Source organism: Bradyrhizobium sp. USDA 3364 (assembly GCF_054056355.1).
The window spans coordinates 1,034,659-1,053,720 of sequence record NZ_JBSRYG010000002.1 but is presented as its reverse complement, the minus strand read 5'-3'; the positions used below and the strand labels follow the sequence as shown (position 1 = coordinate 1,053,720).

Annotated in this window: 15 protein-coding genes and 9 pseudogenes; 8 read left to right on the top strand and 16 right to left on the bottom strand. The window is 58.9% G+C overall.

Annotation, left to right across the window (positions count from 1 at the left end; genetic code table 11):
• Positions 1 to 455 precede the first annotated feature (455 nt).
• Entirely contained in the window at positions 456 to 611 is a 156-nt protein-coding gene (gene tnpB / locus ACVILL_RS05100) for an IS66 family insertion sequence element accessory protein TnpB (protein WP_456728107.1), read from the bottom strand.
• A 209-nt stretch (positions 612 to 820) separates the two neighbouring features.
• A complete protein-coding gene (locus tag ACVILL_RS05095) occupies positions 821 to 1,006 on the bottom strand; it encodes a transposase (protein ID WP_456728106.1) in 186 nt (61 codons plus the stop codon).
• A 220-nt stretch (positions 1,007 to 1,226) separates the two neighbouring features.
• On the opposite strand from ACVILL_RS05095, the pseudogene ACVILL_RS05090 reads away from it, so the two are divergent.
• Together ACVILL_RS05090 and ACVILL_RS05085 are read left to right on the top strand one after the other, a co-directional pair.
• Positions 1,227 to 2,147, top strand: a pseudogene (locus ACVILL_RS05090) (IS110 family RNA-guided transposase); the annotation flags it as partial.
• A gap of 275 nt (positions 2,148 to 2,422) precedes the next feature.
• A complete protein-coding gene (locus ACVILL_RS05085) occupies positions 2,423 to 3,658 on the top strand; it encodes a threonine synthase (RefSeq protein WP_456728105.1) in 1,236 nt (411 codons plus the stop codon).
• A 160-nt stretch (positions 3,659 to 3,818) separates the two neighbouring features.
• Here the strand turns inward: ACVILL_RS05085 and ACVILL_RS05080 are convergent.
• Positions 3,819 to 4,350, bottom strand: a pseudogene (locus ACVILL_RS05080) (IS66 family transposase); the annotation flags it as partial.
• 56 nt (positions 4,351 to 4,406) lie between these two features.
• Between ACVILL_RS05080 and ACVILL_RS05075 the strand changes: the two are divergent.
• Positions 4,407 to 4,484 carry a hypothetical protein gene (locus ACVILL_RS05075; RefSeq protein WP_456734173.1) on the top strand — a complete coding sequence of 26 codons (78 nt, stop codon included), beginning with the start codon at positions 4,407 to 4,409 and terminating at the stop codon, positions 4,482 to 4,484.
• A 703-nt stretch (positions 4,485 to 5,187) separates the two neighbouring features.
• Here the strand turns inward: ACVILL_RS05075 and ACVILL_RS05070 are convergent.
• The 4 genes from ACVILL_RS05070 to ACVILL_RS05055 all read right to left on the bottom strand — a co-directional run bounded on the left by ACVILL_RS05070 (position 5,188) and on the right by ACVILL_RS05055 (position 9,507).
• Positions 5,188 to 5,424: a hypothetical protein gene (locus tag ACVILL_RS05070; RefSeq protein WP_456728104.1), complete on the bottom strand. Its 237-nt coding sequence runs from the start codon at positions 5,422 to 5,424 to the stop codon at positions 5,188 to 5,190.
• Between the two features lie 329 nt (positions 5,425 to 5,753).
• Complete coding sequence (locus ACVILL_RS05065) at positions 5,754 to 7,229, bottom strand: NAD-dependent succinate-semialdehyde dehydrogenase (RefSeq protein WP_456728103.1); 1,476 nt, start codon at positions 7,227 to 7,229, stop codon at positions 5,754 to 5,756.
• A gap of 21 nt (positions 7,230 to 7,250) precedes the next feature.
• Positions 7,251 to 8,471 carry an iron-containing alcohol dehydrogenase gene (locus tag ACVILL_RS05060; protein ID WP_456728102.1) on the bottom strand — a complete coding sequence of 407 codons (1,221 nt, stop codon included), beginning with the start codon at positions 8,469 to 8,471 and terminating at the stop codon, positions 7,251 to 7,253.
• 22 nt (positions 8,472 to 8,493) lie between these two features.
• Entirely contained in the window at positions 8,494 to 9,507 is a 1,014-nt protein-coding gene (locus tag ACVILL_RS05055) for an Ldh family oxidoreductase (protein WP_456728101.1), read from the bottom strand.
• A gap of 91 nt (positions 9,508 to 9,598) precedes the next feature.
• Here ACVILL_RS05055 and ACVILL_RS05050 point away from each other — a divergent pair, with 91 nt between their 5' ends.
• A complete protein-coding gene (locus ACVILL_RS05050; RefSeq protein ID WP_456734172.1) occupies positions 9,599 to 10,318 on the top strand; it encodes a GntR family transcriptional regulator in 720 nt (239 codons plus the stop codon).
• Between the two features lie 449 nt (positions 10,319 to 10,767).
• On the opposite strand, the pseudogene tnpC (ACVILL_RS05045) reads toward ACVILL_RS05050, so the two are convergent.
• The 8 genes and pseudogenes from tnpC (ACVILL_RS05045) to tnpA form a co-directional block, all read right to left on the bottom strand.
• Positions 10,768 to 11,783 (bottom strand): annotated as a pseudogene (tnpC, locus tag ACVILL_RS05045) (IS66 family transposase); the annotation flags it as partial.
• A pseudogene (locus ACVILL_RS05040) lies at positions 11,757 to 12,241 on the bottom strand (MFS transporter); the annotation flags it as partial. The pseudogenes ACVILL_RS05040 and tnpC (ACVILL_RS05045), both read right to left, overlap by 27 nt.
• A 120-nt stretch (positions 12,242 to 12,361) precedes the next feature.
• The gene (locus tag ACVILL_RS05035) at positions 12,362 to 12,619 is read right to left on the bottom strand and encodes a transposase domain-containing protein (RefSeq protein ID WP_456734171.1); all 258 of its coding nucleotides are present in this window, start codon (positions 12,617 to 12,619) and stop codon (positions 12,362 to 12,364) included.
• A 94-nt stretch (positions 12,620 to 12,713) separates the two neighbouring features.
• Positions 12,714 to 13,601: pseudogene (gene tnpC, locus ACVILL_RS05030) on the bottom strand (IS66 family transposase); the annotation flags it as partial.
• Positions 13,505 to 13,735 (bottom strand): annotated as a pseudogene (locus ACVILL_RS05025) (hypothetical protein); the annotation flags it as partial. The pseudogenes tnpC (ACVILL_RS05030) and ACVILL_RS05025, both read right to left, overlap by 97 nt.
• A pseudogene (locus ACVILL_RS05020) lies at positions 13,668 to 13,934 on the bottom strand (IS66 family transposase); the annotation flags it as partial. The pseudogenes ACVILL_RS05025 and ACVILL_RS05020, both read right to left, overlap by 68 nt.
• Positions 13,935 to 13,965: 31 nt before the next feature.
• Positions 13,966 to 14,340, bottom strand: coding sequence for an IS66 family insertion sequence element accessory protein TnpB (gene tnpB, locus ACVILL_RS05015; protein WP_456728100.1), 375 nt, complete (start codon positions 14,338 to 14,340; stop codon positions 13,966 to 13,968).
• Positions 14,321 to 14,792: pseudogene (gene tnpA, locus ACVILL_RS05010) on the bottom strand (IS66-like element accessory protein TnpA). The gene tnpB (ACVILL_RS05015) and the pseudogene tnpA overlap by 20 nt, the downstream one beginning before the upstream one ends.
• 165 nt (positions 14,793 to 14,957) lie before the next feature.
• Here tnpA and ACVILL_RS05005 point away from each other — a divergent pair.
• The 4 genes and pseudogenes from ACVILL_RS05005 to ACVILL_RS04990 all read left to right on the top strand — a co-directional run.
• The gene (locus tag ACVILL_RS05005) at positions 14,958 to 15,284 is read left to right on the top strand and encodes a hypothetical protein (protein ID WP_456728099.1); all 327 of its coding nucleotides are present in this window, start codon (positions 14,958 to 14,960) and stop codon (positions 15,282 to 15,284) included.
• Between the two features lie 74 nt (positions 15,285 to 15,358).
• On the top strand, positions 15,359 to 16,021 hold the full coding sequence (locus tag ACVILL_RS05000) for a tyrosine-type recombinase/integrase (RefSeq protein ID WP_456728098.1): 663 nt from the start codon (positions 15,359 to 15,361) through the stop codon (positions 16,019 to 16,021).
• A 106-nt stretch (positions 16,022 to 16,127) separates the two neighbouring features.
• Complete coding sequence (tnpB, locus tag ACVILL_RS04995; protein WP_456734170.1) at positions 16,128 to 16,346, top strand: IS66 family insertion sequence element accessory protein TnpB; 219 nt, start codon at positions 16,128 to 16,130, stop codon at positions 16,344 to 16,346.
• 230 nt (positions 16,347 to 16,576) lie between these two features.
• Positions 16,577 to 16,874: pseudogene (locus tag ACVILL_RS04990) on the top strand (transposase); the annotation flags it as partial.
• A 55-nt stretch (positions 16,875 to 16,929) separates the two neighbouring features.
• Here the strand turns inward: ACVILL_RS04990 and ACVILL_RS04985 are convergent.
• A complete protein-coding gene (locus ACVILL_RS04985) occupies positions 16,930 to 17,655 on the bottom strand; it encodes a GntR family transcriptional regulator (protein ID WP_456734169.1) in 726 nt (241 codons plus the stop codon).
• Positions 17,656 to 19,062 lie beyond the last annotated feature (1,407 nt).

The window sequence follows — 19,062 nt, the reverse complement described above, 5'->3', positions numbered from 1 at the left end:
AGCGCAAAAGCGGAACGTCCGGATCATCGACTACAATGGGCGTCGAGGCCATGAATCGTTCGGGCGCCACCCGTCGCGCGTGTTGGAGCGCAGACACTGCCGCAATCCGCGGTGAGTCCGTGGTGAATGTGCATAGATAGCTATCGACGATAGCTTCGCCGATCGGCCGTGAGCCGCAATGCGCTGCAGCAAAACGGCCGAACCGCGCGATTCGGCTCAGATAAAGCTTAGCGGATGCTTACTTGTAACCGAGCGAGAAAAAGCGCCCCGCGATGCGATCCATCTCGGCGCCGAGCGCCCCGTCACGAAGGCGTTTAAGCACCCCACGGTACGAAAAATAGAACTCGAGCATTGTGCGCCTCCGGCGTTACGGCGCAGGGGGATCCCGCGTCCGCACGAGGGGCACAAAATATTATGTGGCGGAGCAATCCAGCCGTGGCCAGCCCTGGCTGGCGTTAGGGCGCCTCCGCCGCATAATCTCGTCCGACACATAAAACAGGATCTCGTCCCAAACCCTCCTGCACCAGCAATGCCAACCCCTGCATGCCTTTGCGCATGTCAGTGTGACCGATTGCGATCCAGATTCTCGCTCTCGCTGCGACGGGGATCATCGCCGCTTCAGCAGATCCAATACGCGAGACAATGCGGTCATATCAACCATCCACGATCACTCGATACGCTCGGCCCGAGACAATCTCCATACGCCGCTCGCTGACGTCGCTAAAGCTGTCGGCTGCGCTGGCGGCTGATCCGGCATCACCATCGCCGGCACAAAGCCGGGTCGAGGCTCTTCTTCACTGCTCGCCCGGGCGCCAAACGATCATCGCCAAGTCAGCAGCAGCGAGCGCGAGATGCCGTATCGCCGAGCTGTCGATGAGACGGACCGTGGAGTTTGCAGGCTCTCCAAAGCGATCTTGAGTTTCCCGTCATCTGTCCACCGACGACACCGGCCAGTCTCAACAACCTCGGACCGCTCAATCTGGGCACTGCACTTATTGCTGTCCATAAGGGCTGTTACACAGCACTGGCCATAAGCCGACAAGGCGGCCCTCACCGGAGGGAAACGCCAGGAAAGCGTCGCCATCCTTCGGACGAGCGGGGCGATCAGACCGTTGGAACGCAATCCAGCGGTGAATGACGTCGTCTTCCAATGATGGGATGGACGCCCCTGACGGCACCCATGTGGCAGAGTGGCGCTATTGAGACCCCATCACAGGATGGCATCCATGGAAAAAGTTAACACAATCGGTCTGGATGTTGCCAAGCGGTATTCCAGGTTCACGGAGCGAGTGCAGCCGGTTTCGTTGTATTCCGGAAGAGGTTGCGGCGTGACCAGGTTCTATCGTTCTTTTCGGCTCAGCCCTGCGGCCGCGTGGCGATGGAAGCCTGTGCAGGTGCTCACCACTGGGCACGGGCGATTGGTACATTGGGGCAGAAGTCCGGTTGATCCCTCCCGCCCATGTGAAACCCTTCGTCAAGCGTCAGAAGAACGATGGCTGATGCGGAGGCGATCTGTGAAGATGCGCAAATCCAACCATGCGCTCTGTTGCCGTCAAGAGCGAGCAAAAGAAGGCGTCAAGCGCGATCTTCAGAACGCGAGATCTCCTCGTCGGGCAGCGGACCCAGATCTCAATGCACTTCGCGGTCATATTGGCGAATATGGCCTGATCGCGCCACAAGGCCCGTCTCCTATTGAGAGATTGATCGCGGCGCTCGAAGATCCATCGTCTGGCATCCCTCAGGCCGCACTCTCCTGCCTCCTTCAGCTCATCAGCATTCTGCGCGGCCTGCAGACGGAAATCATGGCTCATAGCCCTCAATCAGGAGATCGTCACACGCGCAAAGCACGACTTAGTCGCCAGGCGGCTGATGACCATCCCCGGAATAAGTCCCGTCATTGCGACGGCTCTTGAAGCTTTGGCCCCGCCGCCCGAGACGTTCAGATCCGGGCGAGACTTTGCGGCCTGAATCGGCTTGACTCCTTTACAAGAGTCGACCGGCGCGAAACAGAGAAATGGCGCGTACCTTGCGCATGGGCAAACGGACTTTACGCCGACTTTTGACCATTGCGTGTTCGGCCGTCGTACGTTCGGCGAAGCGCAAAGGCCGCTTGCCGGTCGGCTCCCCCTTGGCTGACACAAATGCTGCCCGCAAGCCTCGCCACCCGGCCTGAGAGGGTTCGGGACTGGTTACTCCGTCGGCCGCCGCGCCATAGAGCTGGCGCGATCTCCCCCCGCGTCAACCACTTGGAATATGGACAGATCATAAGCATCTGAACTTGTTCTGAATTTGTATACCGCGCGCGGGCGGCGACAACGGGCAACTTGGTGTCATTGACAAGAAGTCTGGAACAGTATACCTAGTATGCTAACAATGCAATGCATCTCGTGGTGGCAAATACCTGCCGGGGCGAAGTTTACGGATGGCCTTAGAAAAATCTCTCGCTAATGCTCAGATCTCAATGGGACCCGATCGGAGCTCTTTTCCGCTTTTCCCGCCTAGGCTGCAGGGCGTCGAGAGCATCGACCGCTCATATCAATACCCGCTGGAGATAGGATTCGAATATTTCCGCTTGGATCGGGATTCCTTCTTCGAAGGCAGCGACCGAAGAATGCTTCGTTGGCGTAGCTTGCTTCCTCCCCTTCTCGACCAGTTGAGTATGGGCGAGGGAGGAACGCCTCTGATTGAACTTCCATGCCACACCGGCCAAAGAAAGGTCAGTGTTTTTCTCAAAGACGAGAGCAGAAATCCGACCTTCAGCCATAAGGACAGATTGAACCTATGCGTCGTCAGCGCAGCCAAGATTTCAGGCTCACGCGGCATAGTTGCTGCATCCACAGGTAATCATGGCATCTCGACTGCAGCCTACGCAGCTAGGGCAGGATTAGCTTGCGTCATCCTTGTCCCAGAGCGTTTCAGTAAGAGCTATTTCGCTGCTTTGAATGCTTATGGAGCGTATGCAATTCCGGTCAGAGCTGACCGTAAGTTCGGAATTCTAAGGGATTTTGTAACTGAGCTTGGCTTTCATCCAACTAGCAATTCGACTCCATTTCACACCGGTCATGCCTTCGGGCCAGAGGGGTACAAGACGATCGCATATGAGGTGTTTGTTCAGCTGCGACGGGTACCTGCGGCCGTGGTAGTTCCAACCGGCTATGCCGAGTTGCTGTTCGGAATCGTTAAGGGGTTTCAAGAGCTGGTCGAGCTTGGTCTGGCGGGTGATCTGCCGCAAGCATTCTCCGTCGAGCCTGCGGGATTAGCTCCGCTCGCAACCGCGCTGGAGAACGGGCTGCCAATGGCAACCGTCAATCCTGCGGACAGTCGATTGACTTCTATTGCATGCAGCGTGAGCAGCTATCGAGGCGTCTGGGCAATCTCTAAGTCCAAAGGAACCGCATTGAGAATCACCGACCAGGAGGCATTGATCGCGCAAGCCAAATATGCCCGCAGGGGTCTTTGGCAGGAGCTTTCGAGTTCGGCCGCGCTGGCTGCTGTCGAATTCATCTCGCCAAAATTCAGAAACAAAGATGTAGTAGTTATTGGTACCTCAACTGGAATGAAGGATCCAATCGATTGGCAAACCGTTGGCCGCGCTTGCGCGACGTTTGAAGATGCCATCTGCTACTTGAAAGATGAGTATTCCTATGATCCAGGTTAAAGTGCGCAAAAGCGAACTCAAGCTTCCAGCGATGCACGCTGCTGAAAAAATGGCTAGTGCAACAAGTGGTACGGTGAGTTTCGCGTGCTGCGTGATTGGCGAGCTGAGGCCGTCAGGCGGTGTGGTACCAGAGCGTGAGCGCGTCGATTTCGCTACTCGGCTAGCCGTTAGCGATACGCTGAAGTGTTAGAGCAAGCCAGGCCAACGGTTCGACGTTATCCATTTTCGCTGTCTGCGGCAGTGTTGCGATGGTTGCCCAGGTTCGTGCGCCGCCGTCGCTGCCAGCGAACAGGCTATTCTTCATCGAGATTTTTTGTGGCCGGATGGCGCGCTCGATTATCTTGGAGACGAACTCAATGCGGCCGTCGGTGAGGAAGCGCCTCGAAGATGGCGCGGCGCGAGACGGCATAGCGAATTGCGTAGGCCAGTTTTGACTTACCCGAGATCCGCCGCAAATTCTGCTGCCAGAAGTCGAAGAGATCTGCGACGATCGCCGCTGAGGCTTGCTGGCGCGCGGCAACGTGCGCGCCGGGGCCTTGGCCGCGCACGGTTTTCTCGACCTGCCAGAGCTTTGCCATCCGATCGACCGTTGTCATTGCCACTCTTGAGCTCCCTGCAACATACAGCTCATAGAACATGCGTCTGCTGTGTGATCACCAGCCTGCCAATGTGACGCCATCTTTGCCGCGATCGGGTCGGGCCGTCCTTGCTCGGTCGAGAGGACATCCGTACCTACCTGATCTACCTGGTGAACGAGAGGAAGTTAGCACCACGTTCGGTGCACGTGACCGTCGCAGCGCTCAGTTTTTTTATCGCGTCACGCTAGAGGTCGATTTGGATTTCGATCTGGTGATTCCGTCACCGAAAGCACCAAAGACGCTTGCCGTCATTCTCAGCCCCAAGGAAGTGCTGCATTCCGTCGGCAGTGTGAAGTGCGCCAAGCATCAGACGATCTTGATGACATGCGCATTTCGGAAGCCCTCGCCTAAGGCCAGAAGCGATCGATCGACAGAGGATGGCGTTGCGCGTTGAGCAGGGTATCGCTCTGGCGAAAGCCGCCTTGCGCGGTGGGACAACGAGTGAAGACATAGGCATATGACTGACCATAGGCCTTTTTCGAGGGTTTCCCGACTGGAAGTTGTTGCGACGAGCGCTCGGCGCCGTTGGACGTTAGAAAGCAGCGGGTCGTTGCCGAGAGCTATGGCGGGCCACGTCTGGCGTCGTTGACGCCGCGGCGCAACGGGTTGTCTACAAGACTATCGTTCACGTGGCGCCGGCTGGCGCGCGAAGGCCGGCTGAGCGGGGATGCCGTGTCGGCGATTGTTCCTGTGGAGATCACCTCTGCGCTGGCTGCAGCATCGTCGTGTTCATCGTAGGCGTCGCTTTCGCCTCCGAAGGGCGCGGGAGCAGGGATCATCGAGGTCGAGCTTGGATCCCGCGTGCGCGTCCCGATCGTGACGTGGAGACGAAGGCACTGCAGCGGGTCCTTGAGCTTCTGAGACGGCGATGCCCCCCGATCCCGAGCGGCGTCAGGTCTGGATAGCGACTGGCCACGCCGATATGCACCGTGGCACGCAAAGCCTAGCGGTTAAGGTCCAGGAAAGCCTGAAGCGCCATGCCCATGCCGGAATCTCTACATCTTTCGGGGCCGCCGCGGCGATCTGGTCAATATCCATGACGGCATCGGCCTGTCGCTCTACGCCAGCCGGGCGTTGATCAAGAATATCGAGATTGATGTCGATCTCGTTCTGGTACAGCGGCGGCACCGCAGAAAGGCTTGGCGCTCTCCGGCATGAATGTGCCTCGGCCGACCCTTCGGGTTACGTCACTTTTCGCTTCGAGTTAGTCGATCGCCTTTCGCGCCGCTTTGCGGGATGCATTGTATTTTGCAACATACTCGCGCACGGTGGATAGCTGGGAGCCCGGCTGCAGCCTTCAGACCTAACCTAATTCCGGTAAGTATGGTGTCCGGGAGCGCGACAGAGGTGCTGGAGCCGGAGCATTGTCGAAATACAATCATGAACCGAATAACCAATCCTACATACCACCTAGGTTATTGCGAGTGGTGGGCTCTGCGCACGTGAATGCCAAAGATCTACCAGGATGTGGCGATGTATTTTGCCTCGGTGAACTCAAGCAAGCCGTGATGGGCACCTTCTCGTCCGAGGCCGCTTTGTTTGCTTCCGCCAAACGGCGCGGCGGGATCCGAGACGAGGCCGCGGTTCAATGCCACCATGCCGCTATCTAGACGCTCCGAAACTCGCAATCCGCGGGCAAGACTCTGGGTGTAGACATAGGAAACGAGGCCGTACTCCGTCGCGTTGGCGAGTTCGACAACTTCGTCCTCGCTGTCGAACGCGACGAGGGCTGCAACCGGTCCGAAAATTTCCTCATGCAACAGTTCGGAATTCGGCTCGATCTGGGTTAGAACGGTAGGAGGGTAAAAATAACCACGGCGGTCGAGCGCCTTGCCGCCGGTGAGGAGTTTTGCGCCGCGATTTACGGCGTCGTCCACCAACGAGCCGACCTTTCGCAGACTGGACTCGTTGATCAACGGTCCGCATGCCGTTCCGGGAAGCCAGCCGTCGCCGACCGCCATTCCGCTCATGCGAGCCGTAAGACGCTCGGCGAAGGTATCGAAGATTGGCCGTTGCACGTAGAACCGGTTGGCTGCCGTACAAGCTTCGCCGCCATTGCGCATCTTGGCGATCATCGCACCGTCCACTGCAGCATCGATGTCGGCGTCTTCGAATACCAGGAAAGGCGCATTCCCACCGAGCTCCATTGAACAGTTGATCACGCAGTCGGACGCTTCGCGCAACAGTCGGCGGCCAACTTCGGTCGAGCCCGTAAAGGAGAGTTTCCGTACCCGCGGATCATGCAGCATCGCTCCGACCACAGGTCCCGGAGAGGACGTGGTGATGACGTTCACGACCCCTTTAGGAACGCCGGCGCGTGTCAGCATCTCCATCATGGCAAAGACTGTCAGCGGTGTTTCGGTCGCCGGCTTGAGGATACACGTACATCCTGCTGCCAACGCGGGTCCAATCTTGCGGGTCGCCATTGCCGCCGGAAAATTCCATGGCGTGATCAGGACAGCCACTCCGACAGGCTGATACTGCACGATGATACGGTTTGTACCGCCGGGTGCAATTGAGATCTCGCCGTTGATGCGAACGGCTTCTTCCGCATACCATCGAAAAAACTCAGCCGCATAATTGACCTCACCTTTGGCATCCGCCAGAGCCTTGCCATTCTCGATCGAGATCAGCTCGGCGAGCCAATCTGCCTTTTCCATCATGAGGGTATAGGCTTTGACGAGGATTTCCGCGCGGCGACGAGGAGCGGTCGTAGCCCAATCGCGAGCGGCTGCCGCAGCCGCGTCCACCGCGACAATGGCGTCCTCGACGGACGCATCGGCGATCGTTGCGATGTGCTCCTCGTTTGAAGGATTGAAGACCTTTATGCTCTTGCCCGAGCTTGAGGGGCGCCATGTGCCGTCGATATAGAGGTCGGTCGGGATCGTCCTTGTATCGACGCTTGGAGCTTTGACGGTGACTACGGGATTCATGATTTCCTCCGGGAATCTGACTTAGGTAGCCAAGGACGTGCGGTGGCCATTATAGGCAGCGCTGAGGATCTGGTGCAGTTTCTCGACGTCAAGTGGCACAGGGTTGTTCTTGATCAGGCGTTGTGCGGTAAATGCCTGCTGAGCGGTCCATTGGAGTTTCGCGAGAGGCAGCTTGAGTTCTTCGAGAGTTGCCGGCAACCCGATGTCGCGGAATAGCGAGGCGACGGCGTCAACAGCCGCGAAGGCGTCATAGTTCTCGCCGTTGCGTGAGAGGCCCATCGCTGCGGCTATTTGTACGAATTCCGCGGTGCAGGTCAGGCGGTTGAAATCCATCACGTAAGGCATCAACAGCGCGACCCCCATTCCGTGAGGCGTATGGGTGAGCGCGCCAACCGGATATTGAAGAGCATGGGCAGCTGCGGTCCCGGCCGTGCCGAAAGCGAGTCCGGCTGCCAGCGCCCCGAACATCAAGTCCTCCCGTGCGACTTCGTCGTCGCCATACGATACGGCACGCGCAAGGCTTCGTGAGATTCGCTCGATCGCGACCAGAGCATGCTGATCGGAGAAGGCGTTCTTACCGATGAATACGTGTTCGTGGACCAGCGTTGGAGAGGCTGGACGGCGAACAGCGGTAAAGGCCTCTATGGCGTGAGTGAGCGCATCCGCTCCCGAAATCGCGGTCAATCCCGCCGGACAGCTCATCGTCAGTTCCGGATCACAAATCGCCGTATGGGATATGATGTGCGGGCTGGCAATTCCAACCTTCATGACCCGGTCGGGATCGCTAAGCACTGCGACTGGGGTTACCTCCGATCCCGTGCCCGAGGTCGTTGGCACTGCGATTAGCGGCGCAACGGGGCCTGGTACGTTGAACTCGCCGTAGTAGTCTTGAATCTTGCCTCCGTGGGTCAGTAGCACCGCCGCAGCCTTCGCCAAATCCATGCACGAACCGCCACCAATTCCTATGACCATGTCGGGCGCGAATGCGCGGGCCGACGCAGCACACTCGTCAACGCGGTTGAGGGGTAGCTCGGCAACGGTCCGGTCGTAGACGCGGGCGATGACCCCCTGATTGCGTAGATCGTCCACCATGGCGGAGAAATCGCTCTCGGCGCTTAGCCGTGTGTCCGTACAGATGAACGCCCGCCGGCCGAGCGAATTGGCGACACGACCAAGCGAGCGGCGTTGGCCTCTTCCGAAGATAATAGCTTTTGGGGTGCGTAGCGCGCCGAATAGCGTCATACGTAGATTCCCTACTTCATCGTTAAAGAGGTTGTCGTGCAAGATCGAGCAATTGCGTCCACACTTCATCTGCTATGGAAATACCGTTCCGCAGCCGCTGCTGGCGAGTCGCAAGGGACCGATCGCCTGGAACTGCAACGCGGTCGAAGCCGACTGCTGGCGCGTCAGCGCGCAAGGCGTCAAGATAGGAACCAATTGCGCTTCGCATGGTGCTCGATGCCGGAGTATCAAAGACAATGAATATGTCGCCCTTGTTACACATCTCGGTGGCATCGAGCGTCCCACGCACCTCGCGTCCCAGCGCCGACGCCGTAAGGCTGGCGACAAGCACCTCGAACGCAAGGCCCAATGCATAGCCTTTGGCTTCGCCAAACGGCGCAATTGCGCCGTCCTTCGCGGCAACAGGGTTGGTGGTAGGATCACCGTTGGCGTCAACAGCCCAATGCGACGGAATCGGCTTTCTACGATGTGCGTACTCGTGAATTTGGCCCATAGAGACGAGACTGGTGGCCATATCGAGCACGAAGGGTCTGGGGGTGGCGGGAATACCGATTGCGATCGGGTTTGTTCCGAGCATCGCCCGTCGGCCGCCCCATGGGTGCACGAGGGCTTCGCTGGTCGACAAGGCAATAAGCGCGAAGCCCCTCGTCGCGATACGTTCCGCGTACCAAGCCAACATACCGAGATGATTGTTGTTTGCGATGGCGGCAATAGCGACGCCACTACTGGGGACCCGCTCGCACAGGGCATCTAGAGCGTGACAGGACACAACCGGACCCAAACCCTGGAGCCCGTCCACCTGAAGGAAAGATGTGCCGGTCCAGACATGACGGCCTTTCGTCGTCGGATCGAGCACCCCATTGCCTATGCGGTCAGCTATCCGGCGCAACCGAAGCAGTCCGTGAGACGGGCGGCCCCGCAATTCCGCTTCCATGAGAAGATCGACCTGAAGGTCTGCGTGTGCTGGGGGAACGCCTACATTTCGTAGCGCTCGGATCGCCGTCTCACGAACAAAGGAGGCGGGAAGCAGTTGCACGATAAGATCCTATAAGATATTTGATTTGAAGTCGAGGGTGATATGAAATAAGGAATGGACCTCCGTCAAGAGGGAATCACCGGTGGCAGCAATTCCTCCCAAGCTGCCCCCCTTCGTGGGGGCCGAAACAGCCGAGTTTGGCAAAGCCAGAGCCGTCGTTCGACCATCGGCCCTTGTCGAAGAGGCCTATGAGGCCATCCTAGAACGCATCATGGCACTGACGATCCAGCCTGGCGCGAAGATCACCGTGGACAGTCTGTCCCGCGAACTAGGCGTTTCGCAGACACCGATACGCGAGGCACTCAGCCGCCTTGAGGCGGAAGGACTCGTTCTAAAAACCCATCTGGTTGGCTACAGCGCTGCTGCCCAGATGTCGCGCAGTCAGGTACAACAACTATTTGAGCTGCGCCTTTTGCTCGAGCCTGCTGCGGCAGACAAGGCGGCGAAGTTGATTGATGAGAGCCAGCTCGAAGTGCTCAAAGCGCTGCAGGCTTCCATGGCAAGTCTCCGTGATCACGAGTTTCCCGCTTACGGCAAATTTGCTCGGAAGGACGCGCAGTTTCACGCCGTTATAGCGGCAGCTAGCGGCAACGATCTGCTGGTCGACGCGCTTTCTCGCCTCCACGCACATATTCATGTATTCCGGCTGGTATTTCACACACGCGTAACCTCCGAAGCGATTGCAGAGCATCAGCAGCTCGTGAATGCCTTGGAGACAAGGGACGCGAAGGCAGCTAGCAGTGCGATGCGCGCCCACATTTTTGCATCCCGTGATCGCGTTCTCTCGCTGGCTCAATCGACGCCGTGGTGATGAACTCGTGCGCAAGAAAAAATCGACGATGCCAATTGGTAGGCTGCATTCGAGCCTTGCACCAAAGCCTTCCGCTCTCGACAAATCCTTTTTGCGGATAGCAACCGACTTCCTCGCTGGGATGGCAAGCGTTCCTGCCTGTTAACGAAGAATCCCCGGTGTGTCCGCTGGAGATGCGGACGGCAGACCGCTCTCGCGATACCGCCTCCACTTCTGGCCGGCGCCTCGGCGCTCGCAGTTTGCCTACGCTTTCTTCGGACTCAGCCTCGCGACGATGCCCTTGCTGTTCAGCTAGCGGTTCCTAGCACCAGGGTCCGTAGATGACTCTCACCTCCAAGTCATCGACCAGACGCCACTCCGGTCAAATCGTGCCGATCGCGGCGCTCGGGTCGCCTCGACTGACCAAATCACCACTTCAATGTCCAAGTGTAAGCGGCGAGCTGAGGCCGTCAGATGGGGTGGTTCCATGGCATAAGCGCGTCGATTTCGCTGCTCGGCCAGCCGTTGGCGATGCGCTGAAGCGTGAGAGCAAGCCAGGCAAGCGGATCGACGTTGCTCATCTTCGCTGTCTGCAGCAGTGTCGCGATGGTCGCCCAGGTTCGTCCGCCGCCGTCGCTGCCGGCAAACAAACTATTCTTTCTCGTAATTGTTTGTGGCCTGATGGCGCGTTCGACGATGTTGGAGTCGAGTTCGATGCGACCATCGGTCAGGAAGCGTTCGAAGATGGCAGGGCGCGAGACGGCGTAGCGGATCGCCTCAGCCAGTTTTGATTTACCCGAGATCCGCGGCAAGGTCTGCTGCCAGAGATCGAAGAGATCTGCGACGATCGCCGCGGAGGCTTGCTGGCGCGCGGCAACGCGAGCATCGGGGCTTTGACCGCGCACGGTTTTCTCGACCTGCCAGAGCTTTGCCATCCGCTCCACCGTCGTCGTTGCCACGTCCGAGTTCCCTGCAACATGCAGCTCGTAGAACTTGCGCCTGCTGTGTGACCAGCAGCCAGCCAATGTGATGGCATCATTGCCGCGATCGGATCGCGCGAGCTTGTTATAGGCGGCATAGCCATCCACTTGCAGGATGCCGCGATAACCATTGAGATGCCGGACCACGCATTCGCGGGAGCGGCTGTCTTCGAAGCGATAAGCCACCATCGGGGGACCGCCGCGGCCAAAGGTTCGGTCATCCCGGGCATAGGCCCATAAGTAGGCTGTCTTCGTCGATCCAGAGCCAGGAGCAACGTCGGCAAGGTGGTTTCGTCGGCAAAGACTCGCTCGGCCTTCTTGACCTCGCCGAAGACGTAGTCGGCCACGATCTCGAGCTCGAAGCCTAGCTTGCCCATCCATTGCGCCATTAGCTGGCGGTCGAGTTCGACATGATCGCGCGCGTAGATCGTCTCCTGCCGGTAGAGCGGCAGTCCATCGGCGTATTTGGCGACGGCGATCTGGGCCAGAAGCGCTTCTTGCGGCAGCGCAGTTGCTCGACGCAGGCGGAGCGTGCACTGGATCGACGGGCCACAGCAACGCTCGGTCCACAGCTCGGGATCAGCAATGTCGCAAGCAATCGACCAGCCGTAAGCGCCATTGCGCTTTCGAGACAAATGTGGAAGGCACGCGCACTCTCCTGCGGAATCCGATATTCGATCTCGACCACAAGCGGCCCGCTAGGGGACGTCAACGCCAACCGCACCTTGGGATCTTCAAGCATCTCGGGCTCTTCGCCCTTGGCATTAATCCGCGGCATTGGCAGCCAAAGGCGAGGAGACACGAGGGGAGACGAGGAGAGCAATAAGGCTGCCGCGACCAGGAGGGCCATATCGACGCCGGCGGCGTCGGTTAGATCGCCCCCCAACTGCCTGAGGGCAATCCCTCCAGAGCTTACCGCCTGATACGCTGCGAGGGACCGGTCCGTCACCCAGCGAGGCGACGAAGGCCGATCAACGAGGTCGCCGATCTTCTAGGGCACCGGAGCATCTTAAGCGCGATTTTCCCCGCACGTCGACGCCGGCGGCTTGATGGATTGCCCTAGTATCGGGCGATACCGGGCCGTTCAGGCAGTGGCGGCTTTGTGGAAGTTGAAGGGCAGCAGGTCGGTAATATCGGCGTCGCCTGCGCGCTGAGGCATTTCGGTGAGGACGTGGCGCAACCACGCTAACGGCTCGACGCGTGAGGCGCGGCGGGTCAGCATCAGGCTGTAGACGACGGCACTGGCCTTGGCTCCGTCCACGGTATCGCTGAACAACCAACTCTTCCTGCCAGTTGCAAAAACGCTGATGTCGCGCTCCAGAAGATTGTTGTCGACCGGCATGCTGCCGTCGCCGGTGTAGCGCGTCAGATATTCCCCATTGGTTTCGGGTGTAGGATACGGCGTCGCCAAGCTTGCTGTCAGGCAAGACCTTCGGGGCCATGTCATCGAGCCATACCTTGAGAGCATTGAGGATGGGGACACTATGTTGCTGGCGGAAGCGGCGAATGCAGTCGGCCTGTGTTTCACCCTTCTGCGGTATTCCGTCCCGCGCCTGCCTTTCAACCCGGTAGAGCCGGTCGAAGAACCGCAGCGCCTGCTCGGGCGGACCGCCGCCCTTCTTCCTCGCCCTGAGGGCATCGACAAAGCGCCGCCGGGAGTGGGCCATGCATCCAATGTGGGTGGCCCCTTCCAGCGTGCGCCATGCGGCATAGCCGTCACTTATCAAGATGCCGTGGTAATCGCCAAGGAAGGTCTGCGGGTGGAGTTGGCCGCGGCCCTGCTGATAATCCAGAAGAACGATCGGCTCGCGACTGTCCCTGCCGCTGCGATAAGCCCACATGTATGATGTGCTGGTGGCCTCTTTGTCCTTCTCCTTGAAGACCTGAACCGTCGTCTCGTCGCCATGGATGAGAGGTTGTGATCTGAGCCGCAGCTTCAGGGCGTCATAGATGCGGGAGAGATGTTTCTCGCTCGAGCCGATCACCCAGTGGCCCAAAGCGCCGCGGCTGACCGGAACGCCGGCGCGTTCGAAGGCCTGCGCCAGGCGGTAGAGCGGGCGTGCCATCGACATATTTATGAACCAGCGCAAAACGCCAGCGTTGAGGCCGTGGCAACGCTGCTCGGCAGCGGCTGCGTCGGCATCGGCGCGGTCACGACAGGGGCGTTGATCCCGGTGCGATCGCAATGGCGGCACGCATATTTGAAGCGTACGTTCTGTAAAACCTTCGCCTTCACCTCGATATGAAGTTGCTCGGTGATAGCCTCGCCCATGCGATGCATGGCCACGGCAGCAAGGACACGCCTTCTGATCTTCGGGCAGGTCATACTCGACGCGCTCGCGCGGCAGGTTCGCCGGCAGCGGCCTGCGGCCGCGCTTCTTTCCCGTTGTGTTTTCGACGGGTGGCAAGCTCGTGTCCGGAAGTTCGGCGATATTGTTCGTTTCACTGCCGGCGTCATCCTCATCGGCGGCCTGCTCGGCTTCATCGAAGAGACGATCGACGTGCTTTTCGCTGCGGGGCGCAAAACGATGCAGGCGTGCCAGCGCCAGTTCTTCCTCGAGTTTGACAACGCGGCCGGCGAGTTGATGGTTCTCCGCCTGCAGCGCGGCAATGCGCGCCAACAGCACTTCAACACTCGGATCGCCGGTTCGATTCATCGGATTCTTGAATCTGAACCGTACCGATGCGTCAACCGCTCAACTCGAGAGCCCAGCCGGCAACCTGATATTGCCGCACCGGATGGCGGACCATCGCGTCGATATCGATGCCGTCAAGGATCCAGTGCAATTGCTCGGTCGTAAGCCGGACGACCGCCTCCTGGCGGCGCGGCCATCGGAGCTTGTCTTCGGTCAGCCGCTTCAGGACCAGCACAAAGCCGGACCGGTCGAAGAACAGCAACTTCATCCGGTCGCAACGGCGATTGCAGAACGTAAAGACCGCCGGAGTGAATGGATCGAGCGCCATCCTCTCCTGGACCAGGACCGCAAGGCTGTTGATGCCAGCCCGGAAGTCGATCGGCTCACGGTGCAGATAGACCTGCAGGTCACCGCCCAGTCTGAACATGGCCCAGTGCTCCGATGATCGCCGTCAATGCATCCACATCGCCGCATTCCAGCGCGAGCTTCACGCCGTTCGGCAGCGACACGCTCACTTTGGCCGGAGAACAAAAAGCTGGAGTCCCTTTGGGTTCCGAACCACGCACTTCATCGCAAGCCGGCAATTCCACCGTCGCCACGCCGTCCTGCCGCGACAGGGCTCGATCGGCGGACCCCTCAAGCTGAACCGGGATGAACGCCGGGCGTGAGGACGGCGGCAGCGACCCGGTCGCGGTGCGCTTCTTGATCCACCTCCGAAGGAGGTTCGCGTTGACCCCATGTTCGAGTGCAAGCCTCGATACCGAAACCCCAGGGCTCAAGGCAGGCCGTGACAAGACGCTCTTTAGATGCCGCCTCGTAGCGCCGGCGACCGTTCCGGCCAACAAGCCTGACCCGCAGTTTCTGATCGTCGTCTGCCATCACAAGGTGTCCACCTATTTAAGTGGACACCTCATGCATCAGAGCACTCAAAAGCAAAGGCACGACGAAATTCGCGCTTACGGAGCATCAACACAACAGCGCTGTATGTGAAGGTCGCGGCCTCGCAGTTCGCTGAGGTCGGCTCCCCTTTCCGGGAGGCACCGCATGACCGCCTTCGCCGCATTCCTCGACGACAAGCTCGAGCGCTACATCGAGTTGCGCCGCTCCCTGGGCTACGCCTTCAACAAGCAAGCCGGCACGCTGCGGGCTCTCGTTCGCTACGTCGAGCGATCTCAGCTGGGTGCGCCCGCCACCCGGACGATGGCGCTGGACTTCGTCCTGTCGTTCGGTGGCGCCGCCGACAGCCGCGCGGTCCGTCACGGCGTGCTCCGCCGATTCTACGAGTACCTGGTCGTCTACGACCCCCAGACCGAGGTCTGGAGCGCAAAGCTTTCCCGCGGTCCAGGGCGATTCCGCCGCCGCGCATCCTAAGTGAGGCTGAGCTGACGTCGCTCATCGACGCATGCAGCTTCATTTCGCCCGGGAACCCTCTCAGGGGCCGCACGATGGCGACGCTAATCGGATTGTTGGCCAGCACGGGATTACGATCGGGCGAAGTGGTCATCATCGCAGTCCCTGATCAGACGACGCCCCGCGGCCGGCGCGACCGGGCCTTTCTGCTCTTCTTGGCGAGAACCGGCGCTCGCGTGTCCGAAGCGACCGGCGTCAACGCGAACGACCTTCAGTTGGAGCGAGGACGCCCGCAGGTGCTGCTTCACGGCAAGGGACGCCGAGATCGCGTCGTTCCCATTCCTAAGGATCTGGTACGATCGCTGACGGACCTATTGAGCGAACGCGGCCTCGCCAATCATGAACCGCGGCCGATCTTCGTCGGGGTCCACAACGAGCGCCTGACGCGTTTCGGCGCGACACACATCGTGCGGCGTGCCGCCTCCCAGGCCGGGCCCACGAGGCCAAGCTTGGAGGGCAAGACGATATCGCCGCACATCTTCCGGCATTCCCTCGCCATGAAGCTTCTCCGGTCAGGCGTGGACCTCCTGACGATCCAGGCTTGGCTTGGCCATGCTCAGGTCGCCACAACCCACCGATACGCCGCTGCGGATGTCGAGATGATGCGCCGGGGACTCGAGAAGGCGGGCGTCTCAGGCGACCGCAGCGCGCGTTTCCGGCCGAACGACACCATCCTGCAGTTGCTGGCCAACATCTGATTATTATGTGGCGGAGAAAACCCGGGGTGGCCGGCCTGGCTGGCGTTAGGGCGCCTCCGCCACATAATCTCGTCCAACACATAAGAACGGTAATGTTGCACGCAACATAACCGTTAGCCGGCGTCGTCTTCGTGTTCCGTGGCCGTGCCGGGGCCCTGATCAAGGCGCTTGGCACGACGGGGTCGGGCTATCGCTTTACGCCAAGCGGCTGGATCGCGGCCGCTTCATCTGGCCCGCGACGGTGGATGGCATGACCGCAGCTCAGATGGGTTACTTGCTAGAGGCGATCGACTGGCGCAACCCGAAATACAGCTGGCGGCCGTAGAGCGCCGGATAGGTTGCGCGATAATCCAGTGAGATTGCAAAAAAGCCCGCGCCAAATCGCGGCTTTTGTGATTCCGTCGGTGCATGAGTGATGGTACCGAGAAGTTGCCGGAAGACATTGAGGCGCTGCAGGCGGCGTTGCTGGCAGCGCGCGCCGAACTTGCCAACGTTCGCGCCCAACAGTCCGACGACCAGGCGCTGATCGCCCTTCCTGGCCTCGTCGACCAATTGCTCGCCCCATCGCCGCGGCCCGGCGATAACGTTATCATGGACAATTTGCCCGCTCACAAGGTCGACGGCGTTCGAGAGGCCATCCAGGCAGTCGGAGCAGGCCTGCTCTATCTCCCCGCCCTGCAGTCCGGACTTCAACCCGATCGAGATGGCCTTCTCTAAATTGAAAGCTCTGTTGCGCGCCGCCGCGGCGCGCATCATGCCCGACCTCTGGCAAGCAATCGCCAGCGCTCGCAAACGCTTCTCACTCGTGAAGCGCCAAAATTATCTCGTCGCAGCTGGTTACGACGCAACGTGATCCGAAATGCTCTAACCTCTGCATCGCTATTGCGGATCGACAACTGGATGAGGGATTACAACTCAGAACACCCGCATTTCGTATCGAGGGAGAATGCCAGCCGATCAAATGGTGATTCTGTAATCCCGAATATCTTGAATGAAGGCTTCATGATCGTTAGTTCATAGAAGCGTCGGAGAGTTGCATATCCATTAGGAATCCCGAATGCCTGCTGAGCCTCTTCTGAGACTGGTCCGGCCTCGATTAGAAGGCGTGCCTTTCGAAGCCGAGACCCGCTAAGCTGTAGTGCCTCGCAGACAAATTTGCTTCCAAACTCGTTGACCGCTCTGTCGCTCAAGGAAAGTGGAAAGTACGAAGTGTCAAATATGATCGGTAAAGAATCGACCGATATGATCCTTCTTAGGCAAAGCATTGTTCGAGCCGGTGCATCAAACTCGCTAAGCGATGGATGGCGAATCGCCTCCCTTGTTGCCGATGTCAAGTGAATGCCCGGCTTGATTGCAAGTCGCTGCGCATTCTTAAAAGATGTGCAGCCGTACCTGACGTTACAAGTGAACCTGCGTGTCTCACATACAAACGTTCCTAGCCCAGGGACTGTGCGCAGGATTCCGGTAGATTGAAGGTCTCGGAGCGCGCGTTTGATCGTTATTGCGCTTACGCCAAACTCTTCTGCCAACGCAGCGGCAGATGGTAGAGGTCCACCTGCCTTGTACTCATTTTTGACTACTCGTCGCATGATCTCATGTCTGATTGTTTCGTGCAGCGTACCACAAACTGTCATCTGCATTTAGGAGACTCCCAGAAGTTCATAAAACAACGACCTAAGATATTTGGGAGGTGTGCCGCAGTGTGGACCGGACCCGATATAAAAACACGCACCGGCTCGTCTCGCGAGCCTGTCGCCGCAAAACTGAAACAAGATTTTGGAAAGTGGAGCAGAGGTGCCGTGAGCAAGACAGCGGCGACGCCAGACCCTACATGCGACTTTCGAGAGCCCTCGCCTCGCACCCTCCTGGATTTGAGCAATCTTAGAAAGAGCATGGCCGCCTGCGGTCTCGATGATTCCACGGAGAAGATACCAAAAGTAGAATTGCTTCGAAGAAATTTGCGGTTTCACACATGATAACTATCTAACGTCCCTGCGACACCAGAAGGGGCGATATGGACAGCATCCTATTCGATCTTGTGCTTAAGGATGTTCTGTATCCCGACTGACCCCAAGTGGGGCGTGCCAATCCCCCGAAGAGCCCGAGTTTAAATAGATGTTTTCAGCCGTTAGATTGCAGACGTTTACCGCAAGCTTGAGAGAGTGGACGTATGGACGGTTTTGTCGTCATGCGCTGAGCGGGAGTCAAACTGCTGTCGCACCATATCCATTGCGTTGGTGGGGCGCGCCAATGCGAAGGCTATGCCAGGTAATCACGTCTATCGGTGGCCACTGGCGTACAGCCGTCCTTTGGTGCAGCACGGAGGAGCCGATGACCCACGATCGAGAACGGGTGCTTCAGTTCGGGATAGGGCTATCTCGAAATTCGGAGAACGCAGATTTCGCTCCGTTCTTGAATAACCTTGACCAACCTCCAATGCGTCATAGCAGTCAGCTTTCTCTTTAGATTGCGGTTGGGGCTGAGAAGAGGACGGAATGCCTTCGCACGGTTCATCGGCCTGGAACGCGCTCCATCAAGCTTGTAGCCTCGCGACCGGCTTATCAAGATCCGTGCCAACAGCCGAGAAATGACTTCGCAAAGGTTCTCTGAAGGAAATCCGCAGGAAATATCCACCATTGTCGTGAATGAGACAATCGTGTCAGGAAGAACGGGCGAGCGACGCATGGAGCCATCGTTCCTTTCGGGCCTAAGAGTTGTGAACCCAAGTACAGCATCAGCATAGGTTGGGTCATTCATGAGGTCATACCATTTGGCAATTGAAGGCTGGCCGGTGACGAGCGCATTTCCGGCCGAGGCGTGCCGCAACGCCCACGAGACGACTTAGGAGGTGGGCTGAATGTGGCCTCGTCGTCAGCACATTGAAGTCGCCTCGCCAGATCGGACACTTGGCTGGTTTGATTGATGCAATGTACTTGAGCAGTGAGCGGTCGCAACCGCTTCCCGTTTTGTCAGCATCCGCGATCTCGCGGTCGCTTATAGCGCGAGCGCAGGCCGTAGTCCTAGACGGGTTACACTGTCCC